Source organism: Streptomyces sp. NPDC018833, assembly GCF_044390825.1.
Taxonomy (GTDB): domain Bacteria; phylum Actinomycetota; class Actinomycetes; order Streptomycetales; family Streptomycetaceae; genus Streptomyces.
This window is the reverse complement of the sequence record NZ_JBIRZM010000002.1, coordinates 475,397-498,075: the sequence shown is the minus strand read 5'-3', so window position 1 is coordinate 498,075 and position 22,679 is coordinate 475,397. Positions and strand designations below refer to the sequence as shown.

The window sequence follows — 22,679 nt, the reverse complement described above, 5'->3', positions numbered from 1 at the left end:
GCCGCCTGTCCCTTGTCAGGGCGTTTTTCCGCCCGCGTCCGCCCATCGACCGCCGTGCCGACGGTACTTGGCGGCCGGAGGCCGGAACAGGAGCGTCCGCGGGGCGCCCGCAGCCGGGCGCCTGTCGGGGTTCGCCGCGCGGCGGCGGGCCCGGTGGAGTTCAATGAGAGGCGCGAGGACCGAGCACGGACCGGCGGATCACGGGAGCGCGCCCCCTGGGAGTGATCGACGAGTGAGCAGCAGCGGCCTTGTCCCCGGCAGCGGGCAGGACCGCCCGGAGGACTGCGCACTTCTCGTGCTCGACGACGCCGGTACGGTGGTCGCCTGCACGGGAGTCGCCGCCGAGCTGCTCGGAATTCCGGCGGCCCGGCTCAACGGCCGCGGCGTCGGCGAGCTCCTCACCGAACCCGGCGACTGGGCACGGCTGCGCGGCCTCGCGCCCGACGCTCTGCCCCGTTCGATGCGCGCCTCCTTGCGCGGCGGCGACGGGCCGTCACCCGTCCAGCTCGATCTGCTGCCGCTCGACGGGACGCTGCCCGCGCGGTTCCTGCTGCGGATGACGGCAGCGGGCGTTGCCGACCGGCGGGAGGAGAACGAGGCACTCGTCGGCGCCCTCTTCTCCCAGTCCGGTATCGGGCTCGCCATCCACGACACGGAACTGCGCCTGATGCGGGTCAATCCGCTGCCCGGCGACCTGCGTCCGGGGACCTCGGGGCGCGCGGGGCGGGCGGGCGGCGCGCTCGGGCGCCGGATCGGGGAACTGCTGGTGCCGGAGGACGCGGCGGTCGTCGAGGCCCGGCTCCGCCGTGTCGCCACAACCGGCGAGCCGCTCATCGACTTCGTCACCTCCGCGCGGCTCGCCCGGGCCCCCGAGCGGGACCGGACCATCTCGCTGTCCGCGCTCAGGCTCTCGGGAGCCAAGGGCGCCGTCCGCGGTGTCGCCGTGACGTTCACCGATGTCACCGAGCACGAACGGGCCCGCAGGCACGCGGCACTCGTCGGCACCGCGGCCTCCGCGCTCGGCCGGTCGCTGGAGGTCTCCCGCAACGCACAGGTGCTGGCCGACCTCCTGGTCCCGGCGTTCGCCGACCTGGCCGCGGTGGACATCACGGAGGCCGTCCTGGTCGGCGAGGAGCCCGGCGCCTTCGCGACAGGGGCGCCGCTGTGCCGCGCCGCGGCCGTCGCCGCCGAGGGCGAGTGGCCCGATGAGCTGTATCCGTCCGGCTCCGTCATCCGCGTACGCGGCTACGAGAGCGACAGGTTGCGGCTGGGGTCGGCCGTCATCGTCGCCGACCTGGACGAGCTGCGGCCCAGGATCGCCGACGATCCCGACCGGATACGACTGGTGCTCACCGGCCGCGCCGCCTCGTACATGGTGGTGCCCCTGCAGGCGCGCGGGCACGTGCTCGGCGCGGTCTCGGTGTGGCGCGGCCGTGACCGGGCCCCGTTCGACTCGCAGGACGCCGCCGTGGCGGAGGACATCGGCTCCCGGGCCGCGCTCGCCATCGACAACGCCCGCCGCTACACACGCGAACGCCGCACCGCCGAGACCCTGCAGCGCAGCCTGCTGCCGCGCCCGCTGCTGAAGGTGACCGCCGCTGAGACCGCCGGGATCTACGTGCCCGGCAGGACGCTCGCGGGCACGGGCGGCAGCTGGTTCGACGTGATCACGCTGTCCTCGTCGCGGGTCGCCTTCGTCGTCGGAAACGTGCGCGGGCACGGCCTCAACGCGGCCGCCACCATGGGCAGCCTGCGCACCGCGGTGCGTACGCTCTGCGATCTCGACCCACCGCCGGACGAACTGCTGACCCACCTCGACGACCTGGTGGTCCGCCTCGCTGAGGACGAGCAACCGGGTGGCGGCGAGGGCACGGTCCGGGGTGCCAGTTGCCTGTACGCGGTCTACGACCCGGTCAGCGCGCGGTGCAGGATGGCCAGCGCCGGGCATGCGGCGCCCGTGCTGGCCCGGGCCGCGGGCGGTGCCGCGCGGGTCGAGCTGCCGGCCGGTCCCGCCCTCGGCCGGGAGGGCGCGCCGTTCGAACCGGTGGAGGTGGAGCTCGCCCCCGGTGACCTGCTGGCGTTCGCCGCCGGATCGCTCTCCATGGAGTCGGGCGGCTCGGGTCACATGGCGGAGTTCCTCGGCAAGGAGGCAGCCCGCGGGACGGTGCGGCCGGTACCGGAGATCGGGCGGGAGATGCTCGTACCGTTCCTCGCCGAACCTCCGGACGACGACGCCGCCCTGCTGCTGGCGCGGGTGGCCGTCACCCGCGAGGACGCCGTCGCCGCCTGGGAGTTCCCGGCGGATGTGAAGCTTGTGGCCCAGGCGCGGGCCGAGATCGCCCGGCAGCTGACCAGGTGGGGGCTCGACGACCTGGTGTTCACCACCGAACTGATCGTCAGCGAGCTGCTCACCAACGCCATCCGGTACGCCGGCGGCCCGGTCGGCGTGCGGCTCATCAGGGACCAGCGGCTCGTGTGCGAGGTGTCCGACCCCAGCCAGACCCAGCCGCATCTGCGCCGGGCGCGCGTGACGGACGAGGGCGGCCGCGGACTCTTCCTGATCGCCCAGCTCACGCACCGGTGGGGGAGCAGGTACACCGCGTCGGGCAAGACCCTCTGGACGGAACAGCTGCTGCCCCAGGGCCTCGGCCCGTGATCGCCTCGGCCCGGTGACCGCCGGGCGGTTGCGCCCGTCCCACCGAGCGCACGGATGCGTTCGTCCGCCACCTGACCGCCCTGATCGACGCACTCGTTGACATTCCCGGCCGTCCGAATAGCACACCGTCACGACTGGGCGGCCGTACCCGCGGTGATCATCCGGTGCATCCGGTCCGCCGCGGCACGGCCGAACGAGACGCTGTTGATGTCCGCGTCGACGTCGACCACCGTGACCCCGCTGCCCCGCTGCCCCGCTGCCCCGCTGCCCCGCTGCCCCGCAGCCCCTCGCGCAGCGCTCCGAACAGCGCCGCGTCCGCCACCGGGTCGTGGTACGGGCCACCCGGCTCTCCCAGGGTCGACAGGCCCCTCAGTGGCATGCAGACCTCCACCGGGCCCGTGGCGGCCCGAAGCTTCGCCGCGACCTGCCGCCCCAGCTCCGCGCACTCCTCCGCCGTGGTACGCACCACCGTGATCGACGGGTTGTGCACCAGGACGTGACGGTCGCGCATCGCGGGCGGCAGCGTGTGGGGCGGGCCGAACTTCACCATGTCCAGCGCCCCCGGACTGACCACCTGAGGCACGCCGTGCCGCCCGGCCGCGGTGAGCCGGTCCGGTCCGGCCCTCAGGATGCCGCCGGCCAGATCGTCCGCCAGCTCGCTCAGCGTCAGATCGAGCACCCCGGCGAACAGCCCCTGACCGGCCATTGACTCCAATGTCCGCCCGCCCGCCCCGCTGACATGGAACACCAGGACCTCGTAGTCCAGCTCGGTCAGCCGCGCCCGGGCCGCGTCGACCCCTGCCGTCGTCACGCCCGAACCAGCGGCCGTTCGCCGCCTGCCAGATCGGCGGGGCGCAGTGCCCGGCGCCCGGCGGCCGCGAAGCCCTTCGCCATGCCCACCGCCGCGTCGGCCGCCTTGGCGAGCACGGGGGCCGAGATCGTGTTGATCCCGGCGATGTCGACGACGCTGTACATCATCGTGATGTCCGCGTAGCCCACGTACGGCGACACGTCGCCCGCCGCCATCGAGGAGACCATCAATTTCGGTACGCCCAGGGGGAGTCCGCGCATGGCGCGGGTCGCGATGGAGATTCCGCCGCTGCCGCCGATCGCCATGACGCAGTGCAGCCGACCCGCCTCGTGCAGCCGCGCGACGACCTCGGCCGCACCGCGCGCCATCGCCGTCACGGCCGCGCCCCGGTCCCCTCCGGCGCGCAGCGCGGCCAGGTCCGCCCCCGCGGCCCGTGCGACCTCCTCGCGCGGGACGTCGGCGGCGAAGTGCGGTGCACCGATCACCCCCGTGTCGACCACCAGCACCTCGACGCCGCCGCCGCGCAGCAGCTCGCGCAGCCAGCCGTACTCCGCACCCTTGGTGTCCAGCGTCCCCACCAGCACAACTGTCGCCATGGCACGTACTGTTCGCCACAACGGGCCGGCGGAAAGTGTGTCGTGTGCCGGCCCGGGACGGTGGGCGGTGTGCAGCCGTCCGGGCCGTACGGGAACGGATCGACGCGGCGGCGCGTTGATCTACCCGTACAGGACCGGGGTGAGATGCGATCCTCGGAAGCGGACGCACTCGAAGCCGTTCGCTAGGAGGCCTGACCCCATGTCGGAGAACAGCGGCTGGGCGAATCCGCTGCGGGACCCGCTCGACCGGCGGCTCCCCCGTATCGCCGGGCCCTCAGGGCTCGTCATCTTCGGAGTCACCGGGGACCTGTCCCGCAAGAAGCTGATGCCCGCCGTCTACGATCTCGCCAACCGCGGGCTGCTGCCGCCGGGCTTCTCGCTCATCGGGTTCGCCCGGCGGGACTGGGCGGACCAGGACTTCGCGCAGGAGGTCCACGACGCCGTCCGGGAGCATGCGCGCACACCGTTCCGCGAGGAGGTGTGGCAGCAGCTGGCGGAAGGCATGCGGTTCGTCCAGGGGGACTTCGACGACGACGCCGCCTTCGAGCGGCTGAGGGCGACGGTCGATGACCTGGACAAGGCGCAGGGCACCGGGGGCAACTTCGCTTTCTATCTCTCCGTGCCGCCGAGGTTCTTCCCCAAGGTCGTCCAGCAGCTCAAGGACCACGGCCTGTCCGACGCGCCCCGCGGCTCCTGGCGGCGTGCCGTCATCGAGAAGCCCTTCGGCCACGACCTCGCCAGCGCGCGGGAGCTCAACACCGTCGTGCACGAGGTGTTCGCCCCGGACGAGGTGTTCCGGATCGACCACTACCTGGGCAAGGAGACGGTCCAGAACATCCTGGCGCTGCGCTTCGCCAACACCCTCTTCGAACCCATCTGGAACCGGTCCTTCGTGGACCATGTGCAGATCACGATGGCCGAGGACATCGGCATCGGCGGCCGGGCCGGCTACTACGACGGCATCGGCGCCGCCCGGGACGTCATCCAGAACCACCTCCTCCAGCTGCTGGCGCTGACCGCCATGGAGGAGCCCGCCTCCTTCGACGCCGCCTCCCTCGTCACCGAGAAGCTCAAGGTCTTCAAGGCCGTCAAGGTGCCCGATGACCTGGGCCGGCACACCGTGCGGGCCCAGTACACGGCCGGCTGGCAGGGCGGTGCGAAGGCCGTCGGCTACCTCCAGGAGGAGGGCATCGCGCCCCGGTCGACGACCGACACCTATGCCGCGATCAAGCTGGAGATCGACAACCGCCGCTGGGCCGGTGTCCCGTTCTACCTGCGCACCGGCAAGCGCCTCGGCCGCCGGGTCACCGAGATCGCGGTCGTCTTCCAGCGCGCCCCGCACTCCCCGTTCGACTTCACCGCGACCGCGGAGCTCGGCGAGAACGCCCTGGTGATCCGGGTCCAGCCGGACGAGGGCGTGACCATGCGCTTCGGCTCCAAGGTGCCCGGCACCTCCATGGAACTGCGCGATGTGACCATGGACTTCGCCTACGGCGAGTCGTTCACCGAGTCCAGCCCGGAGGCGTACGAGCGGCTGATCCTCGACGTGCTGCTCGGCGACGCCAACCTCTTCCCCCGTACCGAGGAGGTGGAGGAGTCCTGGAAGATCCTCGATCCGATCGAGGAGTTCTGGGACACCAACGGCACTTCTGCCCAGTACGCCGCGGGCACCTGGGGTCCCAGGGAAGCGGACGAGATGCTCGCACGAGACGGACGGAGCTGGCGCAGGCCATGAAGATCGACCTCACGGACACCACTTCCAGCAAGATCAACAAGGCGCTGGTCCAGGCCCGCCGAGCCATCGGCACCCCGGCTGTCGGTATGGTGCTCACCCTCGTCATCGTCACCGACGAGGAGAACGCCTACGACTCCATCAAGGCAGCCGGGGACGCCTCGCGCGAGCACCCCTCCCGCACCCTGGTCGTCATCAAGCGCCACGCCCGCTCACCCCGCGACCGCCATGCCACCCGCCTCGACGCCGAGGTCCGCGTCGGTACCGACGCGGGCGCGGGGGAGACGGTCCTGCTGCGACTCCACGGCGAACTGGCCGACCGCGCCGACTCCGTCGTCCTTCCGCTGCTGCTGCCCGACGCGCCGGTCGTCGTCTGGTGGCCGGTCGACGCGCCGCCCGTCCCGGCCAGGGACCCGCTCGGCGCCCTCGCCCAGCGCCGAATCACCGACGCCTACGCCGTGGCCGAGCCCCTGAGTGAACTGGCTGCCAGGGCTTCCGGTTACGAGCCGGGTGACACCGACCTGGCCTGGACCCGGCTCACGCCCTGGCGCTCGATGCTCGCGGCCGCGCTCGACCAGGCACGGGCCGAGGTCGTCTCCGCCGTGGTGGAGAGCGAGGCGGACAACCCCAGCGCCGAACTCCTCGCCCGCTGGTTCGCCGCCCGCCTCGGCGTCCCGGTCGAACAGGTCGTCACCGCCGGACCGGTCGTCACGGCCGTACGGCTGCGCACCGCCGACGGCGAGATCCACATCGACCGGCCCGAAGGCCCCGTGGCCCGGCTCTCCATCCCCGGGCAGCCGGGCCGCGTCCTTGCCCTGAAAGTGCGTACGACGGCCGAGCTGATCGCGGAGGAACTGCGCAGGCTCGACCCCGACGAGGCATACGCGGCAGCACTGCACGCCCGAATCACCCCACCTGCGCCCGAGGTGGCCACGGGCGACTGATTCGGCACCTTTTCCGCACCCTTTCCGCAAGGCGCGGGGCGGCTCGAGCGGTCATGTCCTGAATTTCCTCACGGGTAGACGCTCCGCAATTGCGCGGTGATCCATTTCGTTCCTCGCCAGGGGTGCGGCACACGGGCCGCACCCCATGGCAATGTGAAGGTGCCGTGACGCCCCGTCATGAGGCGGTCCCCTGTCGCGAATCTGCACAGCGAATGCGCAGGCCGCACATCGTCTCCCCCCGGCCTCCCCCAGGTTGACCAGGGAATATCTGACTCTGCGGGGGAATGTCCCGTTCGTCGGCGCCGTGCGGCGGGCGCGCGTCGGGCCGGTGCTTGGCGATCATGTGAAGAAGGTGGCACCTATTCATGAAGGGGTATGCACGCGTCGGTAATACGAGCGCCGCTCGCGGCGTGATCCGGCCGTCCCGCCCTCTGCCGCGATTGGCCGCCCAACACGCTTACGTGCTTTGATCCTTCGCACCGCGGGATTTCACTGGGTTCTCGGATACGAGAATCTCCCCACCCCGCTGGTCGGCCGGCAATGCGCTTTTCCGTGCGGCCGGACGCTGTCATTTCGAAATACCCATCCGAAGGGAAGCTTCTCATGAACTTCGTCCCCACCCAGGAGATCTCCGACAGCGAGCTGGACAATGTGGCCGGCGGTCTGCACAGCGCCACGGTGAGCAACGCCGCCGCCGCTCTTGACACCATCGCCCCGGTCTCCGCCACCGTCGCCACCGTGACCGGCGTCGCCGAGGGTGCCACCGGCATCAACGCCGCCGCGATCACTGGCCCGGTCAACGGCCTCGTCGCCGGTCTGTAAGATCTCCGCGGCTCGCCGGCCCGCTCTGCCGGCAGCGCCCGAGCCGTGTGCCCCCGGACCGCGCCAGGATCCGGGGCGCACGGCCGTGCGCGGTTGTCCCGTAGCACCCGGTGGATCCGGGACCCCGTCAGTTCAGGCAGTTGAGGGAAGAGTGTCGTGCAGTTCCGCCAACAGGCCCTTTCCAAGCTGCAGTCGCCGGAGGAGATCGACCTTCCGGTGCGCTTCGCCCGGCCGCAGGGGCTCCTCGTCCTGACCGTGACCGTCGCCGTCATGATGGCCGCCGCCGTCTGGGCCGTCGCCGGCACGGTGACCTCCACCGTCTCCGCACCCGGCATCCTCACCCATGGACAGGGCAGTTACGTCCTGCAGAGCCCGGTCTCGGGACAGATCACCGAGGTGCTGGCCAAGGAGGGCGAACGCGTCGAGGCCGACGCACCCCTGCTCGAGGTCCGCACCGCCCAGGGCACCGCCGTCGTGCGCACCATCGCGGCCGGACGGCTCACCACCCTCGTCGCCGCCATCGGATCCGTCGTCACCACCGGCAGCGACGTCGCCGCCGTTGAACGGATCGACAAGCCGGGCGACCCCCTGACGGCCGTGCTCTACGTCCCCGCGGACAGCGGCCCGGACGTGCCGGTCGGCGCACGCGTCGACCTCACGGTCCAGTCCGTCGCGGCGCAGAAGTACGGTGTGCTGCGCGGCCGGGTCAAGGCCGTCGGCCGCACCGCCCAGACCCGCCAGCGCATCACCGCCTTCCTCGGCAGCAGTCAGCTCGGCGAACTGTTCTCCAAGGACGGCCAGCCCGTGGCCGTGCTCGTCGAGCTGGGGAAGGCCCCCGGCACCGAGTCCGGCTACGACTGGTCCACCTCGCAGGGCCCCCCGTACGCGCTCGAGTCCATGACCCTCACCGGCGGCTCCGTCCACCTGGCCGCCCAGCATCCGATCGATTGGCTGCTGCCGTGACCGCACACCGAGAACCCGTCCCCGCACAGCGGCAGCTGCCGCCCGCGGGCCGCCGCAGACACCACCCGGAGCCGGCCCCCGGCGGCCGGCGCGGCTCGCGCAGGGCCGCCCCGCCGCCCCGCAGGAAGCCGAAGGCCAAGGCCGTCCGCACCCCGACCGTCCTCCAGATGGAGGCCGTCGAGTGCGGTGCCGCCGCACTCGCCATGGTGCTCGCCCACTACGGCCGCCATGTACCGCTCGAAGAGCTCCGCATCGCCTGCGGCGTCTCCCGCGACGGCTCACGTGCCAGCAACATCCTCAAGGCCGCGCGCAGTTACGGTCTCGTGGCCAAGGGCATGCAGATGGAGGCCACCGCCCTCGCCGAGGTGCAGCCGCCGGCCATCCTTTTCTGGGAGTTCAACCACTACGTCGTCTACGACGGCACGGGCCGACGCCTCGGGCGCCGCGGCGTGCACATCAACGACCCCGACAAGGGGCATCGCTTCGTCGCTGCGGAGGACTTCGACACCAGCTTCACCGGTGTCGCCCTGGTCTTCGAACCCGACCGCACCTTCACCAAGGGCGGCCGCAGGCCCGGCGTCATGAAGGCCGTGCCGGCCAGGCTGCGCGGCACCACCGGCACCCTGCTCGCCGCACTGCTCGCCAGTCTGCTGCTCGTCGCCGTCGGCGCGGCGGTGCCCGCGCTCAGCCGTACCTACATCGACATGTTCCTGATCGGGGGACAGACGTCACTGCTGGGCCCCCTGTTCGCCTCACTGGCCACCCTCGTGGCGCTCACCGCCGTACTGACGGGCCTGCAACAGGCGAACCTGCTCCGCGGACGCATCATCTCCTCCACCCTGGGCAGCGCCCGGTTCCTGAGACATCTGCTGCGGCTGCCGGTCACCTTCTTCGCGCAGCGCAGCCCCGCCGACCTGGTCCAACGGCTCCAGTCCAACGACGCGGTGGCCGAGACCCTCGCCCGCGACCTCGCGGCCGCCGCCGTCGACGGCGTCGTGGTCGTCCTGTACGCCGTCCTGCTGTGGACCTACGACCCCCAGCTCACCGTCGTCGGCGTGCTGATCGCGCTGCTCAACGTGGTCGCCATGCGGATCGTCATACACCAGCGGGCCACCCACACACAGAAGCTGCGCGCGGACAGCGCACGGCTCACCAACACCTCCTACACCGGCCTCCAGCTGATCGAGACCATGAAGGCGACCGGCGGCGAGAACGGCTACTTCCGCCGCTGGGCGGGCCAGCACGCCACCACGCTGGAGGTGCAGCAGCGCCTGGGGGTGCCGAGCGCCGTCCTCGCCGTCGTCGCACCCACCCTCGCGGTGCTCAACAGCGCCCTGATCCTGTGGATCGGCGGACTGCGGGCCGTCGAGGGCCACATCTCGATCGGCCTGCTCGTCGCCTTCCAGGCGCTCGTCGCGCGTTTCACCGCACCCATCACCCGGCTCAACGGCGTGGCAGGCCGGATCCAGGACTTCGCCGCGGACGTCGCCCGCCTCAAGGACGTCGAGAACTTCCCCGTCGACCCGCTGTACTCCCGCGACGAGCCCGACCCGAGCACCCGCAGGCTCAAGGGCCATGTGACGCTGGAGGACATCACCTTCGGCTACAGCCCGCTGGACGCGCCCCTGCTCAGCGGCTTCTCGCTCGCCGTCGGCCCCGGCCGCCAGGTCGCCCTCGTCGGCGGCTCCGGCAGCGGCAAGTCCACCGTCTCCCGCCTGATATCCGGGCTGTACACCCCGTGGGAGGGGACGATCTGCATCGACGGCGAACGCCTGGAGGACATCTCCCGCAGCGCACTCGCCGCCTCCGTCGCCTTCGTCGACCAGGACATCTTCCTGTTCGAGGGCACCGTGCGGGACAACGTCGCCCTCTGGGACCCCTCGATCCCCGACGAGGCCGTGGTCGCCGCGCTGGAGGACGCCGCCGTCCTCGACGTCGTCCGGCGCAGGCCCGACGGCATCCACAGCCGCGTCGAACAGGACGGCCGCAACTTCTCCGGCGGACAGCGCCAGCGCCTGGAGATCGCCCGCGCCCTGGTGCGCCGCCCGAGCGTCCTGGTGCTCGACGAGGTGACCAGCGCACTCGACGCCGAGACCGAACGCGTCATCATCGACAACATCCGCCGGCGCGGCTGCGCCTGCGTGGTGATCGCCCACCGGCTGAGCACGGTGCGCGACAGCGACGAGATCGTGGTCCTCGACCACGGGACGGTCGTCGAACGCGGCCGTCACGAGGAGCTCGTCGCCGCCCGGGGCGCGTACGCCGAGCTGGTCAAGGAGCACTGACGTGTCAGCCATGCACCCGGACGCCGGCCCGGCGGCCGCCACGGGCACGCCGGAGACGACCGATCCGGTGATCCACGCCTTCGGGGCGCTCGGCGCACCCGTCGACTGCACCGGCCTGCGCAGCCTCCACCTCGAAGGGCCGCAGGTGCTGTGGCTCGTGCTCGGCGGCTTCCTCGACCTGTTCGCGGTGGATGCCGAGGAGCAGGGGCACTGGCACTTCCTCGGCCGCCTCGAACCCGGCACCCTGCTGCTCGGCCCCGTCCAGGGTCCGCGGCACACTCTCGTCGGCCGCCCCTCGCAGGAATGCCTGCTCCACCGCATCGCCCTGCGCGAGCTGTACCAGGACTCCTACGGCCAGGATCCGTACGCGACCGGGAGCATGTACGTGGCCGATCCGTACGCCGCGCAGGATCCGTACGCGACCGGGAGCATGTACGTGGCCGATCCGTACGCCGCGCAGGATCCGTACGCCGCGCAGGACCCGTACGGCAACGGGGCCTGGAACCAGCTGGAGCACGCCTTCGCCCTCGGCGTGGGACGCAGCCTCGGCGTCCTGTTCGAGGCCCCGCTCGACAGCCGCCCCGCCGACGCGGGCATGGCCGACGACGACATCCTCTGGATGCCCGTCGACCCCGGCAGCGTCCGCTACGGCGCCTCCTACAGCGCGGAGGCGGCGGCGGACCTGCTCATCGAGGGCACGATGTGGCAGCGGATGGTCAACCAGCAGTACCGCCTGCTGTCCGCCGTCGACCAGTGGATCGAGCAGCTGGAACGCGCCCATGAGGACCGCGCGGCGGCCGGTATCAAGGCCGGGGAGGACGTCCGGGCACGGGCCGACGAGGCGCTCATCGCCTCCATGGGCAAGCGCGGCGGCGCGCGCCGCACGTCCGGCAGGGACGGTGACGACGCCGTGTTCGCGGTGTGCCGCAGGGTCGCCGAGGCGGCCGGGATCACGCTCACCGAGCCGCCCAGAACCGCCTTGGAGGAGGATCGCGTCGGGCCCGTCGAACGCATCGCCATCGCCTCCCGGGTCCGTACCCGTCCCGTACGCCTCACCGGCAGCTGGTGGCGCACCGACAGCGGCCCGCTCGTGGGCGGGCGGGCGGCGTCCGGCGCACCGGTCGCCCTGCTGTGGCGACGAGGACGCTACGAGGCCGTCAACCCGCTCACCGGATCGCGCACCCGTGTCGGCAAGGACAACGCCGACGAGTTCGAGCCGCGCGCCGTCATGTTCTACCGGCCGCTGCCCGAACGGCCCGCGAACATCTGGCGCCTGGTGCGGTTCAGCCTGCGCGGCACCCGCATGGACGTGCGCAACCTGCTGTTCGCGGGTCTGGTCACGGTTGGCCTCGGTGCCCTGGTGCCGATCGCCACGGGAAAGGTGCTCGGCGTGTACGTGCCGAGCGCCCAGACGGGCCTGATCGTCCAGGTCGCTCTCGCGGTGATGATCGCGGGCGTCGTCTCCGCGGCGTTCATGCTGCTGCAGAACCTCACCATCCTGAGGATGGAGGGCCGGATAGAGAGCGCGCTGCAGCCCGCCGTGTGGGACAGGCTGCTGAGACTGCCGACGCGGTTCTTCACCGAACGCTCCACCGGCGAGCTGGCGAGCGCGGCGATGGGCATCAGCTCGATCCGCCGCGTGCTGTCGGGAATCGGACCGGTCGCCGTGCAGTCGAGCACCGTCGGCGTGATGAACGTCGTCCTGCTGCTGCTGTACAGCGTCCCGCTCGCGCTCGCGGCCATCGGCATGCTTCTGGTGATCGGCCTCGTCTTCCTCGGGATGGGGCTGTGGCAGGTGCGCTGGCAGCGGCGGCTGGTGGAGTTGAGCAACAAGCTCAACAACCAGGCCTTCCAGACCCTGCGCGGACTGCCCAAGCTGCGTGTGGCCGCGGCGGAGAGCTTCGCGTACGCGGCGTGGGCCGGGGAGTTCGCCCGATCCCGCGAACTCCAGCAGCGCGTGGGCCGGATCAGGAACCTCACCACCGTGCTGGACGCGGTCTATCTGCCGCTGTGCTCCCTCGTCATGTTCATGCTCCTGGCCGGCCCGGCCCGCGGCAGCATGTCGGCCGGTGACTTCCTCACCTTCAACGCCGCCGTGACGATGCTGCTGACCTCGGTCACCCAGCTGACGGGTGTGCTGGTGTCGGCGGTCGCCGTGCTGCCCATGTTCGAGCAGGTGCGTCCGATCCTCGACGAGACGCCGGAGGTGCGCGGTGCGAGCTCGCAGCCCGGCGCCCTGTCCGGCGCGATCGAGGCACGCAAGCTGTCGTTCCGCTACACCGACGACGGACCCGCCGTCCTCGACGACGTGTCCCTCAAGGTGCGGCCGGGGGAGTTCGTGGCCGTCGTCGGCCCGAGCGGCTGCGGAAAGTCCACCCTGCTGAGGCTGCTCATCGGCTTCGACCGGCCGGACGCGGGATCGGTGCTCTACGACGGCCAGGACCTCGCCGCCCTCGACCGCGCCGCGGTGCGCCGCCAGTGCGGCGTCGTGCTCCAGAACGCCCAGCCGCTGACCGGCTCGATCCTGGACTGCATCACGGGCGCCGAGAGCTTCTCCCAGGAGGAGGTGTGGGCGGCCGCAGAGATGGCGGGACTGGCCGAGGACATCAAGCGGATGCCCATGGGACTGCACACGATGATCGCGAACGGCGGCGCGGTCTCCGGCGGGCAGCGCCAGCGGCTGATGATCGCGGCAGCGCTGGTGCGCCGGCCGACCATCCTCTTCTTCGACGAGGCCACCAGTGCTCTGGACAACGAGACGCAGCGGACGGTGATGGAAAGCACCCGCCAGCTGAGCGCCACGCGTGTGGTGATCGCCCACCGGCTCACCACGGTCATGGACGCCGACCGGGTGCTCGTCATGTCCGAGGGCCGGATCGTGGAGGAGGGCCGCCCCGCGGACCTGCTCGCGGATCCGGGCGGGCGGCTGTACGAACTGGTGCGGCGGCAGCTGGCCTGACACGCCGGTACGGGCCGGCCCACGGGGGAGGCCGGCCCGTACTCCTGCGGACGGCGGTTACGGCACGCGCTGGACCGGGGCACGTCGGCGCGGTACGGCGCCCGTGCCGTCGGTGAGGAGTGCGTCGGTGATGAGCCTGACGCCGCGCGCGAGGCGGTTCAGCTGGTCCAGCTCGACGGCGTACATCCGGATCGTGTTCTCGATGACCGACTCCGCGATGCCCAGCGTCGGCAGCTCGGCACGGGCCGTCCGCAGCGCCACCCGCACCGCTCCCATCTCGTGCTGGAGCTGCAACTGGGCATGGCGCGCGAGCAGGACGGGGTGGCGGGTGAGCGGAGAGTATCCCGCGTAGCGGGCCGGCAGGAGGTCCCGGAGCCATCGGGCGGCCGTGCGCTCCCAGTCGCGCGTGCCGGGGGCCTTGACCTGACAGGGCCAGTCCGGTCCAAGCGTGGTGAGGGTCTGGGACATCGTCGTCGCTTCCGGGTCATGCCGATCGGCTCTGATCGAGAGGCTTGTGGCGGTCCCGGCCCAGGGGTTGACCGGGACCGCCAGGGGCATCCGCGGTACGGCGGGTGCCCGGATTGAACATCACAGGCCGGTGCGAGGAGGGAGCACCGCCCCAGGATGTTCGGTTGGCGAGGGCAGTGGTCGTGCTTCGGCGTCCGCGCAGGACCCTGCTGCCCACGAGCAGTAAATATATATACCGTCGAGTAAGCAAGGGTATGAAAAATTTCATGCATCGCTGCCTGTGAAAATGTCCCGGAAACAGGCAGGTCACACAGGAAAGTCAGCCGCCGCGGAGAGGGGTTGGAGGCTCAGTCCTCGAGGAAGAAGTCGTGGTGCTCGGCCACCTGCTCGTACCCCTCGAGACGGACCTGCGTCCGCTCCGGATCGGCGTCGGCCATCGCCTGCAGTACGGCGGCCGACAGCACGCCCGGCGCCGAGTACGAGTCGAACACGAGCCGTGAGCCCGTCCCCGCCGTCAGCGTCACATCGGCCTCGTCCACGAGCGGCCCGAGCGTCAGGTCCGTGATCAGCGCGACGCGAAGTCCCGTGCTGCGCGCGGCCCGCAGCGCCGCGAGCGTCTCATTGGCGTGCCGCGGCATCGCGTACGCCAGTACCCACGTCCCGCCCGCCGCGCGCGACTGGAGCAGCGCGTCGTACGCCACGCTGCCGCCGCGGGTCACCAGACGCACATCGGGATGAATGCGGCGCGCGGCGTAGGCGAAGTACTCGGCCAGCGACACCGAGATCCGCAGCCCCAGCACGGTCAGCGGCATTGAGCGGGCGAGCTCCCGGCCCAGGTCCAGCACCCGGTCGGTGTCGGCGAACACCCGGCGCAGGCTCTCCAGGTTCGCGATCTCCGCGTCGACGGCCGCCTGCAACTCATTGTGGCGGATCTGCTCGCGCGTCTCCTGGGCGCCCGCCACCGCGCTCAGTGCGATCGGCTGCAGCGCCTCCCGCAGCGCCGGGAAGCCGCTGTAGCCCAGGGAGGTCGCGAACCGGGTCACCGACGGCTGGCTGACGCCCACCCGCTCGGCGAGGTCCGTGATCGACAGGAACGCGGCCTCCGTCAGGTGGTCGATCATGTACTGGGCGATCCGGCGCTGTCCCGGGGACAGCCGCTGGCTGCCGAACAGGGCCCGGACCCTGTCCGCGGGCGCGGCCTCGGTCACCGGCGACTGCCGGCCCGGGGTGATCGCCGCCGCCTGCGCACGTGCCTGCTGCCCTGATGACACCGTGTGCCTCCTTGTCGTCCGGATCGGCCTCAAATCTAGCTCAGCCGTCCAGACCGCCGGGCGACGCAGGAACCGGCCCGCGGCGACGGCCTCCGCGGGCGCCACGAAGATGCGGAGCCCGGTCGTGGGGGAGCATCCTGACAGGGTGACCTGGTACGGCACGGGCAGGCGCCGTCCGTCCGCCCAGGCAGGAGCGGGGCCCGCGGCGGCGGACGAGGGCGGCCCGGCGCCCGAGAAACTGCCGATGGTGCTCGCCCAGGCCGAGGTGAGCGGCATCGAGGCCGTCGGCGGCTTCGCCGGCGGTCTCTACCTGCGCTCCAGCTCTCCCGAGCTCCTGCGTCTCGCCGTGATCGCCGGGTTGCCGGCCAAGCTCTTCCGCCACTGGCGCCATATGCATGTGAACCGTCCCTTCCCCCACTCGGACGTCTACCGGACGGGCCGGCCCGTCCACCTCCACGACGCGGAGGAGGGGATGCGCCTCTATCCACAGCTCATGGCCGGTCTGCCGTTCCCCTTCGCCTCGTTGTACGTGCCGATCACCCATGAGCGCGAGACGTTCGGCGTGCTCGCAGTGCTGCGTCCCGCGACCCCCGGCCTGCCCGTCGACGACGCGGACCGCCGCCGTCTGCAAGAGGTGGCGGCGAATCTCGCCGCCACGCTCGCCGCCATGTCGGTGGGCGGCCCGCGGATCGAGTGGGACGACGAGGCGCTGTCCGTCACCCTCCCCTCCGTGACCTCGCCCGCGGTGCGGATCGGCACCTTCGACTGGAACCTCGTGGACGGCACCGTCCGCGGCGACGAGGGCTGGTGCGCCATCCTCGGCACCTCCCCCGACCAACTGCCACTCACCGTCGAGGCAATCGCGACGCGCATCGAGCCGGAGGACGCCTACGGGCTGTGGGCCCTGGCCCGGCAGGCGGTGGCGTCCGACCGGCCGGTGAGCCGCCGCATGCGGCTGCAGGGGGCCGACGGCAGACCGCATCTGCTCGAACTGTCCGGACGCCGCGAACGCGCCCAGAACGGCCCGCCCGGGACGCGTCTGACCGGCTACCTGATCGACCTCGGCGCCGGGCCGGTCGTCGCCGAGGCCGCCGACCGGCTCCCGCACGGCGTCTGCAACGTCGACCGCCTCGGCCGTATCACCTACCTCAACAACCGGGCGGAGACACTGCTCGGCCGGCCGCGGACCGAACTGATCGGCCGCGTCCTGTGGGAGACCGTGCCATGGTTCGGGCAGGCCGCCCACGAGGACCACTACCGGGCCGCCCTGCTGTCCACCGACCCCGTGCACTTCACCGTCAACCGGGGCGGCGAGTGGCTCTCGGTCTCGCTCTTCCCCGGGATCGACGGGCTGACCGTCACGCTCAACGCCGGCGAACACCCCGTCTACGCCCCGGAATCCGCCGCCACCCCCGGCGCCGGCCCCGGGTCCCCGGCCGACCGCGCCGTCGACCTGTACCGCCCCGTCGCCCTCGCGATCGCACTGACCGAGGCGGTCACGGCCCGTCAGGTCTCCGCCGTGGTCACCGAGGAACTGCTGCCGGCCTTCGGCGGCCGGCAGCTCGCCATCTATCTGCTGACCAACCGCCATCTCCATCTCGCCTGGGAGACCGGCTTCCCGCGCGGCTTCCTCAGCCGCTTCGACGGCGTGGGTCTGGACGCCAACCTCCCCGGTGTCGAGACGCTGACCTCCGGCCGCCCGCTGTTCTTCGAGTCCATGCAGCATCTGGCCACCGCCTATCCGGGCATCCCCCTCGACGCCCACGTCGGCGCCCGCGCGTTCCTGCCCCTGATCGCCTCCGGCCGCCCGGTGGGCTCGTGCATCCTCGGCTTCGACCAGCCGCGCGGCTTCAGCCCGGAGGAGCGCACGGTCCTCACCGCCCTCGCCGGCCTCATAGCCCAGGCCCTGCAACGCGCCCAGCGCTACGACTCCGAGGCCGCCCTCGCCCGCGGCCTCCAGGACGCGCTCCTCCCACACCGGCTGCCCGTGGTCGACCAGCTCGACACAGTGGGCCGCTACCTCGCGGGCACCCAGGGGATGGAGGTCGGCGGCGACTGGTACGACGTGATCGAGACGGGCCGCGGGCCGGCCATCGTCATCGGCGACGTCCAGGGCCACGGCGTCTCGGCCGCCGCCACCATGGGACAACTCCGCAGCGCCGTACGGGCCCTGGCCGTCAGCGGGCACAGCCCCGAGGAGGTGATGGGCGGCACCAACCGGCTGCTCATGGACCTCGACCCCGGCCAGTTCGCCAGCTGCTGCTACATCCTCCTCGACCCCACGACGGGCAGCGCCCTGGCCGTCCGGGCGGGCCACCTCCAGCCCCTGCTGCGCCACCCCGACGGCCGCACGGACGTGCTGGACCTGCCGGGCGGCGTCGTTCTCGGCGTCGCCGCGGACGCCGTGTACCCCGTCACCGAACTCACCCTGGCGCCCGGTGCCGTACTCGCCCTGTTCACGGACGGGCTGGTCGAACAGCCCGGCCTCGACATCGACCAGGGCATCGAACGGCTGCGCCGGACACTGTCGGACGTGGGCTCGTCCCCGCTCGCCGACACGGCGGACCGGCTGATCAACGAGGCCCGCCGGAACGTCGACCGACCCGACGACATCGCGCTCCTGCTCGCCGCCCGCTGGTCCGAGCCGGCCGACGCGCACCCGCCGGCCGGGGGCCGGCGGTGAGTCCCCGGGACGAACGGTCCCGGCGCGGGGAGTCGGACACAGGCGAACCGGGCTTTCCCGCCCGGACCGCGCCGCACTGTGCCGACCTCGCCGCGCTGGACGACCAGGTCGCACGCTGCCGGGCCTGCCCACGGCTCGTCGCCTGGCGGGAGAGCGTCGCCGAGGAGCGGCGGGCCGCCTTCCGCGACTGGGACTACTGGGGGCGTCCCGTGCCCGGCTTCGGGCCCCCCGACGCGGTCCTCGCCGTCGTCGGCCTCGCCCCGGCCGCCCACGGCGGCAACCGCACCGGCCGGATGTTCACCGGCGACGACTCCGGGGACGTCCTGTTCGCCGCCCTGCACGCCGCCGGACTCGCGTCGCAGCCCACCTCCACCCACCGCGGCGACGGGCTGCGACTGCGCGGCGTGCGCGTCACCGCCCCCGTCCACTGCGCCCCTCCGCAGAACCGGCCCACCCCCGAGGAACGGAACACCTGCCGCCCCTGGCTCGCGGCGGAACTCGGGCTCCTCACCCGGCTGCGCGGCGTCGTCGTCCTCGGCGCGTTCGGCTGGCAGGCCCTGCTGCCCGTCCTCGCCGACGCCGGGTACCAGGTGCCGCGCCCGCGCCCCTTGTTCGGGCACGGTGCCGTGGTCACCCTGCCGGCCGGGGACGGACCCGGTGAGCTACACCTCTTCGGCTGCTACCACCCCAGCAGGCGCAATGTGTTCACGGGACGTGTCACGCGGCCGATGCTCGTCGACGTCTTCCGCCGTGCCGCCCGCGTCACCGGCCTGGCGACGCGGCCCGTGTCCGGTGCAGATGGGCCAGGACCTTGTCCGGGGTGAGCGGCGGCTCCCGAAGGCGTGCACCCACCGCATGGTGGACCGCGTTGCCGATCGCCGCCGCCGTGCCGACGATGCCGATCTCGCCGATGCCCTTGCTGCCCATCGGGTTGAGATGCGGGTCGTCCTCCTCGATCCAGTCCGCCTGGACCACGGGCACGTCGGCACTGACCGGCACGTGGTACAGGGCGAGATCGCACTCGGCGAAGTCGCCGAAGACCGGGTCCATGGTGCTGCCCTCCGTCAGCGCCATGCCCAGCCCCATCGTCATGCCGCCGATGAACTGCGAGCGGGCGGTACGGGAGTTGAGGATGCGCCCTGCGGCGTAGATGCCGAGCAACCGACGTACCCGCACCTCGCCGGTCACCGCGTCGACCTGCACCTCCGCGAAGACGGCGCCGAACGCGTGCCGTGCGTACGGCGGTTCCTGGGAGGTCTCCGCCTTGGTGTCGGCCGTGACCGTCAGCCCGCCGCCGGGCACCCCGCCCGGCAGCCTCGTCAGCCGCACGGCGAGGGCCGAAGCCGCCTTGTGCACCGCCCAGCCCCATGACGCGGTGCCCGCCGATCCGCCCGCGAGCGGCGCCGCCGGCAGGTCGGTGCTGCCGATGTCGATGCGGACCGATTCCAGGGGTGCCCCCAGGGCGTCCGCCGCGATCTGGGCGAGCACGGTCCGCGCACCGGTGCCGAGATCGGTCGCGTTGACCGCGATCCGGTACGTGCCGTCGGCGTCCGCCTGCGCACTGGCGCGCGACGGGCTGATCAGCACGGGGTAGGTGCTCGCCGCGACGCCCGTGCCGAGAAGCAGATCCCCCTCCCACCGCACCCCGGGGCGCGGATCGCGGCCCTCCCAGCCGAAGCGCCGTACTCCCTCGCGCAGGCAGGCGACAAGACCGCGGCTGCTGAACGGGCGGCCGCTGTCGGGCTCGACGTCGGGCTCGTTGCGCATCCGCAGTTCCACCGGGTCGATCCCGGTGGCCTCCGCGAGCTCGTCCATCGCCGATTCCAGCGCGTACATCCCGGACGCCTCGCCCGGCGCCCGCATCCAGGAGGGGCTCGGCACGTCGAGGGCCGCTACCCGGTGCACCGTACGGCTGTTGGGGGAGGTGTACATGACGCGGGCAGGCACCGCGGCCTGCTCCACGAACTCGCGCACGCGCGAGGTGTGGGTGACCACATCGTGCTCCAGCGCCGTGATCACCCCGTCCGGACCGGCGCCGATCCGTACCCGGTGCACCGTGGGCGCGCGGTGGCCCACGACCGCCGCCAGCTGGCGCCTCGGCAGGGCGAGCGTGACCGGCCGTGCCGTATGCCGCGCGGCCATCGCGGCGAGCACCACCTGCGGGCGCGGTGTGCCCTTGGAACCGAAGCCGCCGCCGACATGCTCGGAGACCACCGTGATGTCGTGCCGGTCCATCCCGAACATCGTCGCGAGCACCTCGCGCACGATGCCCCCGCCCTGACTGGAGTCGTGCACCGTCAGCCGGCCGTCCCGCCACTCGGCGGTCGAGGCGTGCGGTTCCATCGGATGGTTGTGCAGCGCCGTCAGCGTGTACGTGGCGTCCACCCGCACCGTCGCGGCGGCGAACGCGCCCTCGACGTCGCCGCGTTCGCGCACGCCGGGGTAGCCGCCGTTCGCCTCCTGAGGCGTGTACAGGTCCGGACGGTCGCCGGTCAGCCGGACGTCGTGCTCCTCGGCCTCGTAGGAGACACCCACGGCGGCGGCTCCCGCGCGCGCGTTCTCCAGCGTGTCCGCCACGACGAGGGCGACGTACCAGCCGCGGTGCGGAACGCGTGCGTCCTGGAGGACGGCCAGGGTCGCATCGTCGCAGGGTTCCAGACGCGGCGCGTTCTCGTGGGTGAGGACCGCGAGGACGCCGGGGAGCGCCAGTGCCGGGCCGCTGTCGATGGAGGTGACGCGGCCGCGGGGGATCCCGGCGGCCACGGGCCAGGCGTACGCCCGCCCTGGCGGATCGGCCTCGGCGGCGTAGCGTGCCCGCCCGGTGACCTTGTCACGTGCCTCCCGGCGCACGGCGTCGCCGCCCAGGACATCCGACCCGCTCATCGCGCCTCCCCCGAGGGCACGAGGCCGCTGAGCACCCGCACGGCCAGGTCACCGGCGAGCCGTACCTTGAAGCCGTTGTCCCGCAGCGGCTCGGCCGCATCCAGCTCCGCCTCGACCGCATGCTCGAAGGACGCCGTGGCGGCCGGCGCGCCGACCAGCCGCTCCTCGGCCGTCCAGGCCCGCCACGGACGGTGCGCCAGCCCGCCGAAGGCGAGCGCGACATGCCGGATCCGGCCGTCCTCGACGGCGAGGACCGCCGCGACGGAGACCAGCGCGAAGGCGTACGAGGCACGATCGCGGACCTTGCGGTACACCGAACGCGCGCCGTCCGGCGGCCGGGGCAGCTCCACGGCGGTGATCAGCTCGCCGTCGCCGATCTCGGTGTCCCGGTCCGGACGGTCGCCGGGCAGGCGGTGGAACTCCGTGACCGGAAGGGCCCGTTCGCCACCCGTGCCCCGCAGCCGCACCGAGGCGTCGAACGCGGCGAGCGCGACCGCCATGTCGGAGGGGTGCGTGGCGACGCAGTGCGCGGAGTGCCCGAGGACGGCCAGGTCACGGTGTACCCCCTCCCTCGCCGGGCAACCCGTCCCCGGCACACGCTTGTTGCAGGGCTTGGAGAGGTCCTGGAAGTACGTGCAGCGGGTGCGCTGAAGGAGGTTGCCGCCGGTCGTCGCCGCGTTGCGCAGCTGACCCGACGCCCCGGCGAGCAGCGCCTGCGACAGGGCGGGGTAGCGCGAGCGTACGGCCCGATGCGCGGCGAGATCGCTGTTGCGTACCGTCGCACCGATCAGCAGACCCCCGTCCGGAGTGTCGTCGACGCCGTCCAGCGGCAGCCGCCGGACGTCGACCAGCACGTCGGGAGCGGCGACGCCGAGCTTCATCAGATCGACCAGGTTGGTGCCGCCGGCGAGGTACTGGGCCCCGGGGTGGGCGGCATACGCCTCGACGGCCTGCTCGGGGCTCATGGCGCGGACATAGCCGTACGGTTTCACTGGCTCACTCCTCGACGACGTCCTCGATCGCGGCCACGATGTTCGGGTAGGCACCGCAGCGGCACACGTTGCCGCTCATGCGCTCGCCGATCTCCTCGCGCGTCAGCTCGACCGCACCGCCCGGGTGGTCCACGGCCGTCACCTGGGAGGGGTGACCCTGCGCGGCCTCGGCCAGCATGCCGACCGCCGAGCAGATCTGACCCGGAGTGCAGTACCCGCACTGCAGGGCGTCGCGTCTCACGAACGCCTCCTGGAGCGGATGCAGCCGCCCATCCGCGGCCAGCCCTTCGGCCGTGATGATCCGCGACCCGTCGAAGGACACGGCGGGCAGCAGACACGCGAGCATCCGCCTGCCGTCGACCAGCACCGTGCACGCACCGCACTGGCCGTGGTCGCAGCCCTTCTTCGGCCCCGTGACGTCCAGCCGCTCACGCAGGGCGTCCAGCACGGTGGTGCGGTGGTCGAGGGAGATCGTGTACGCGACGTTGTTGACACGGAGGGTGAGGACGGAGCGGTGGGCGTCCGCGGCATCGGCGGTGTCCACGCTCCCCTGTCGCCTGCTTTCTTCCACGCCTGGCGCCTTTCCGTGTCCCGTTCACCGAACCGTGGGCCGC

At 72.4% G+C, this 22,679-nt stretch carries 16 protein-coding genes; 9 read left to right on the top strand and 7 right to left on the bottom strand.

Annotated elements, in window-relative coordinates; translation table 11 throughout:
- Window positions 1-232: 232 nt before the first annotated feature.
- On the top strand, window positions 233-2,656 hold the full coding sequence (locus ACH5AF_RS06115) for a SpoIIE family protein phosphatase (RefSeq protein WP_398900231.1): 2,424 nt from the start codon (window positions 233-235) through the stop codon (window positions 2,654-2,656).
- A gap of 157 nt (window positions 2,657-2,813) precedes the next feature.
- Here the strand turns inward: ACH5AF_RS06115 and ACH5AF_RS06110 are convergent, their stop codons facing one another.
- Together ACH5AF_RS06110 and ACH5AF_RS06105 are read right to left on the bottom strand one after the other, a co-directional pair.
- Entirely contained in the window at window positions 2,814-3,467 is a 654-nt protein-coding gene (locus tag ACH5AF_RS06110) for a Tm-1-like ATP-binding domain-containing protein (protein WP_398900230.1), read from the bottom strand.
- Entirely contained in the window at window positions 3,464-4,063 is a 600-nt protein-coding gene (locus ACH5AF_RS06105) for a Tm-1-like ATP-binding domain-containing protein (RefSeq protein ID WP_398900229.1), read from the bottom strand. The genes ACH5AF_RS06110 and ACH5AF_RS06105 overlap by 4 nt, the downstream gene beginning before the upstream one ends.
- A gap of 199 nt (window positions 4,064-4,262) precedes the next feature.
- On the opposite strand from ACH5AF_RS06105, the gene zwf reads away from it, so the two are divergent.
- The 6 genes from zwf to ACH5AF_RS06075 all read left to right on the top strand — a co-directional run bounded on the left by zwf (window position 4,263) and on the right by ACH5AF_RS06075 (window position 13,768).
- Window positions 4,263-5,798 carry a glucose-6-phosphate dehydrogenase gene (gene zwf / locus ACH5AF_RS06100; RefSeq protein ID WP_398900228.1) on the top strand — a complete coding sequence of 512 codons (1,536 nt, stop codon included), beginning with the start codon at window positions 4,263-4,265 and terminating at the stop codon, window positions 5,796-5,798.
- Window positions 5,795-6,739: a glucose-6-phosphate dehydrogenase assembly protein OpcA gene (gene opcA, locus ACH5AF_RS06095; RefSeq protein ID WP_398900227.1), complete on the top strand. Its 945-nt coding sequence runs from the start codon at window positions 5,795-5,797 to the stop codon at window positions 6,737-6,739. The genes zwf and opcA overlap by 4 nt, the downstream gene beginning before the upstream one ends.
- 603 nt (window positions 6,740-7,342) lie before the next feature.
- Entirely contained in the window at window positions 7,343-7,561 is a 219-nt protein-coding gene (locus ACH5AF_RS06090; protein WP_215182741.1) for a type A2 lantipeptide, read from the top strand.
- A 156-nt stretch (window positions 7,562-7,717) separates the two neighbouring features.
- The gene (locus tag ACH5AF_RS06085; protein WP_398900226.1) at window positions 7,718-8,524 is read left to right on the top strand and encodes an HlyD family efflux transporter periplasmic adaptor subunit; all 807 of its coding nucleotides are present in this window, start codon (window positions 7,718-7,720) and stop codon (window positions 8,522-8,524) included.
- Between the two features lie 35 nt (window positions 8,525-8,559).
- Window positions 8,560-10,809: an NHLP family bacteriocin export ABC transporter peptidase/permease/ATPase subunit gene (locus tag ACH5AF_RS06080; RefSeq protein ID WP_398900450.1), complete on the top strand. Its 2,250-nt coding sequence runs from the start codon at window positions 8,560-8,562 to the stop codon at window positions 10,807-10,809.
- A 10-nt stretch (window positions 10,810-10,819) separates the two neighbouring features.
- On the top strand, window positions 10,820-13,768 hold the full coding sequence (locus tag ACH5AF_RS06075; RefSeq protein WP_398900449.1) for an NHLP bacteriocin export ABC transporter permease/ATPase subunit: 2,949 nt from the start codon (window positions 10,820-10,822) through the stop codon (window positions 13,766-13,768).
- A gap of 57 nt (window positions 13,769-13,825) precedes the next feature.
- On the opposite strand, the gene ACH5AF_RS06070 is transcribed toward ACH5AF_RS06075, so the two are convergent.
- Both ACH5AF_RS06070 and ACH5AF_RS06065 read right to left on the bottom strand, forming a co-directional pair.
- A complete protein-coding gene (locus ACH5AF_RS06070; protein ID WP_398900225.1) occupies window positions 13,826-14,236 on the bottom strand; it encodes a hypothetical protein in 411 nt (136 codons plus the stop codon).
- A gap of 347 nt (window positions 14,237-14,583) precedes the next feature.
- Window positions 14,584-15,507 carry a MurR/RpiR family transcriptional regulator gene (locus ACH5AF_RS06065; protein ID WP_398900224.1) on the bottom strand — a complete coding sequence of 308 codons (924 nt, stop codon included), beginning with the start codon at window positions 15,505-15,507 and terminating at the stop codon, window positions 14,584-14,586.
- Between the two features lie 109 nt (window positions 15,508-15,616).
- Here ACH5AF_RS06065 and ACH5AF_RS06060 point away from each other — a divergent pair, with 109 nt between their 5' ends.
- Together ACH5AF_RS06060 and ACH5AF_RS06055 are read left to right on the top strand one after the other, a co-directional pair.
- Entirely contained in the window at window positions 15,617-18,190 is a 2,574-nt protein-coding gene (locus ACH5AF_RS06060) for a SpoIIE family protein phosphatase (RefSeq protein WP_398900223.1), read from the top strand.
- Window positions 18,187-19,014, top strand: a complete 828-nt coding sequence (locus tag ACH5AF_RS06055; protein ID WP_398900222.1) for a uracil-DNA glycosylase — start codon at window positions 18,187-18,189, stop codon at window positions 19,012-19,014. Before ACH5AF_RS06060 ends, ACH5AF_RS06055 begins: the two co-directional genes overlap by 4 nt.
- On the opposite strand, the gene ACH5AF_RS06050 is transcribed toward ACH5AF_RS06055, so the two are convergent.
- From ACH5AF_RS06050 to ACH5AF_RS06040, 3 genes are read right to left on the bottom strand one after another with little or no spacing between them, the layout of a single operon-like run.
- Complete coding sequence (locus ACH5AF_RS06050) at window positions 18,953-21,073, bottom strand: xanthine dehydrogenase family protein molybdopterin-binding subunit (RefSeq protein WP_398900221.1); 2,121 nt, start codon at window positions 21,071-21,073, stop codon at window positions 18,953-18,955. The two genes, ACH5AF_RS06055 and ACH5AF_RS06050, sit on opposite strands and share 62 nt — an antisense overlap.
- A complete protein-coding gene (locus ACH5AF_RS06045) occupies window positions 21,070-22,065 on the bottom strand; it encodes an FAD binding domain-containing protein (RefSeq protein WP_398900220.1) in 996 nt (331 codons plus the stop codon). The genes ACH5AF_RS06050 and ACH5AF_RS06045 overlap by 4 nt, the downstream gene beginning before the upstream one ends.
- Window positions 22,066-22,069: 4 nt before the next feature.
- Window positions 22,070-22,636, bottom strand: coding sequence for a (2Fe-2S)-binding protein (locus tag ACH5AF_RS06040; protein ID WP_398900219.1), 567 nt, complete (start codon window positions 22,634-22,636; stop codon window positions 22,070-22,072).
- Between the last annotated feature and the right edge of the window lie 43 nt (window positions 22,637-22,679).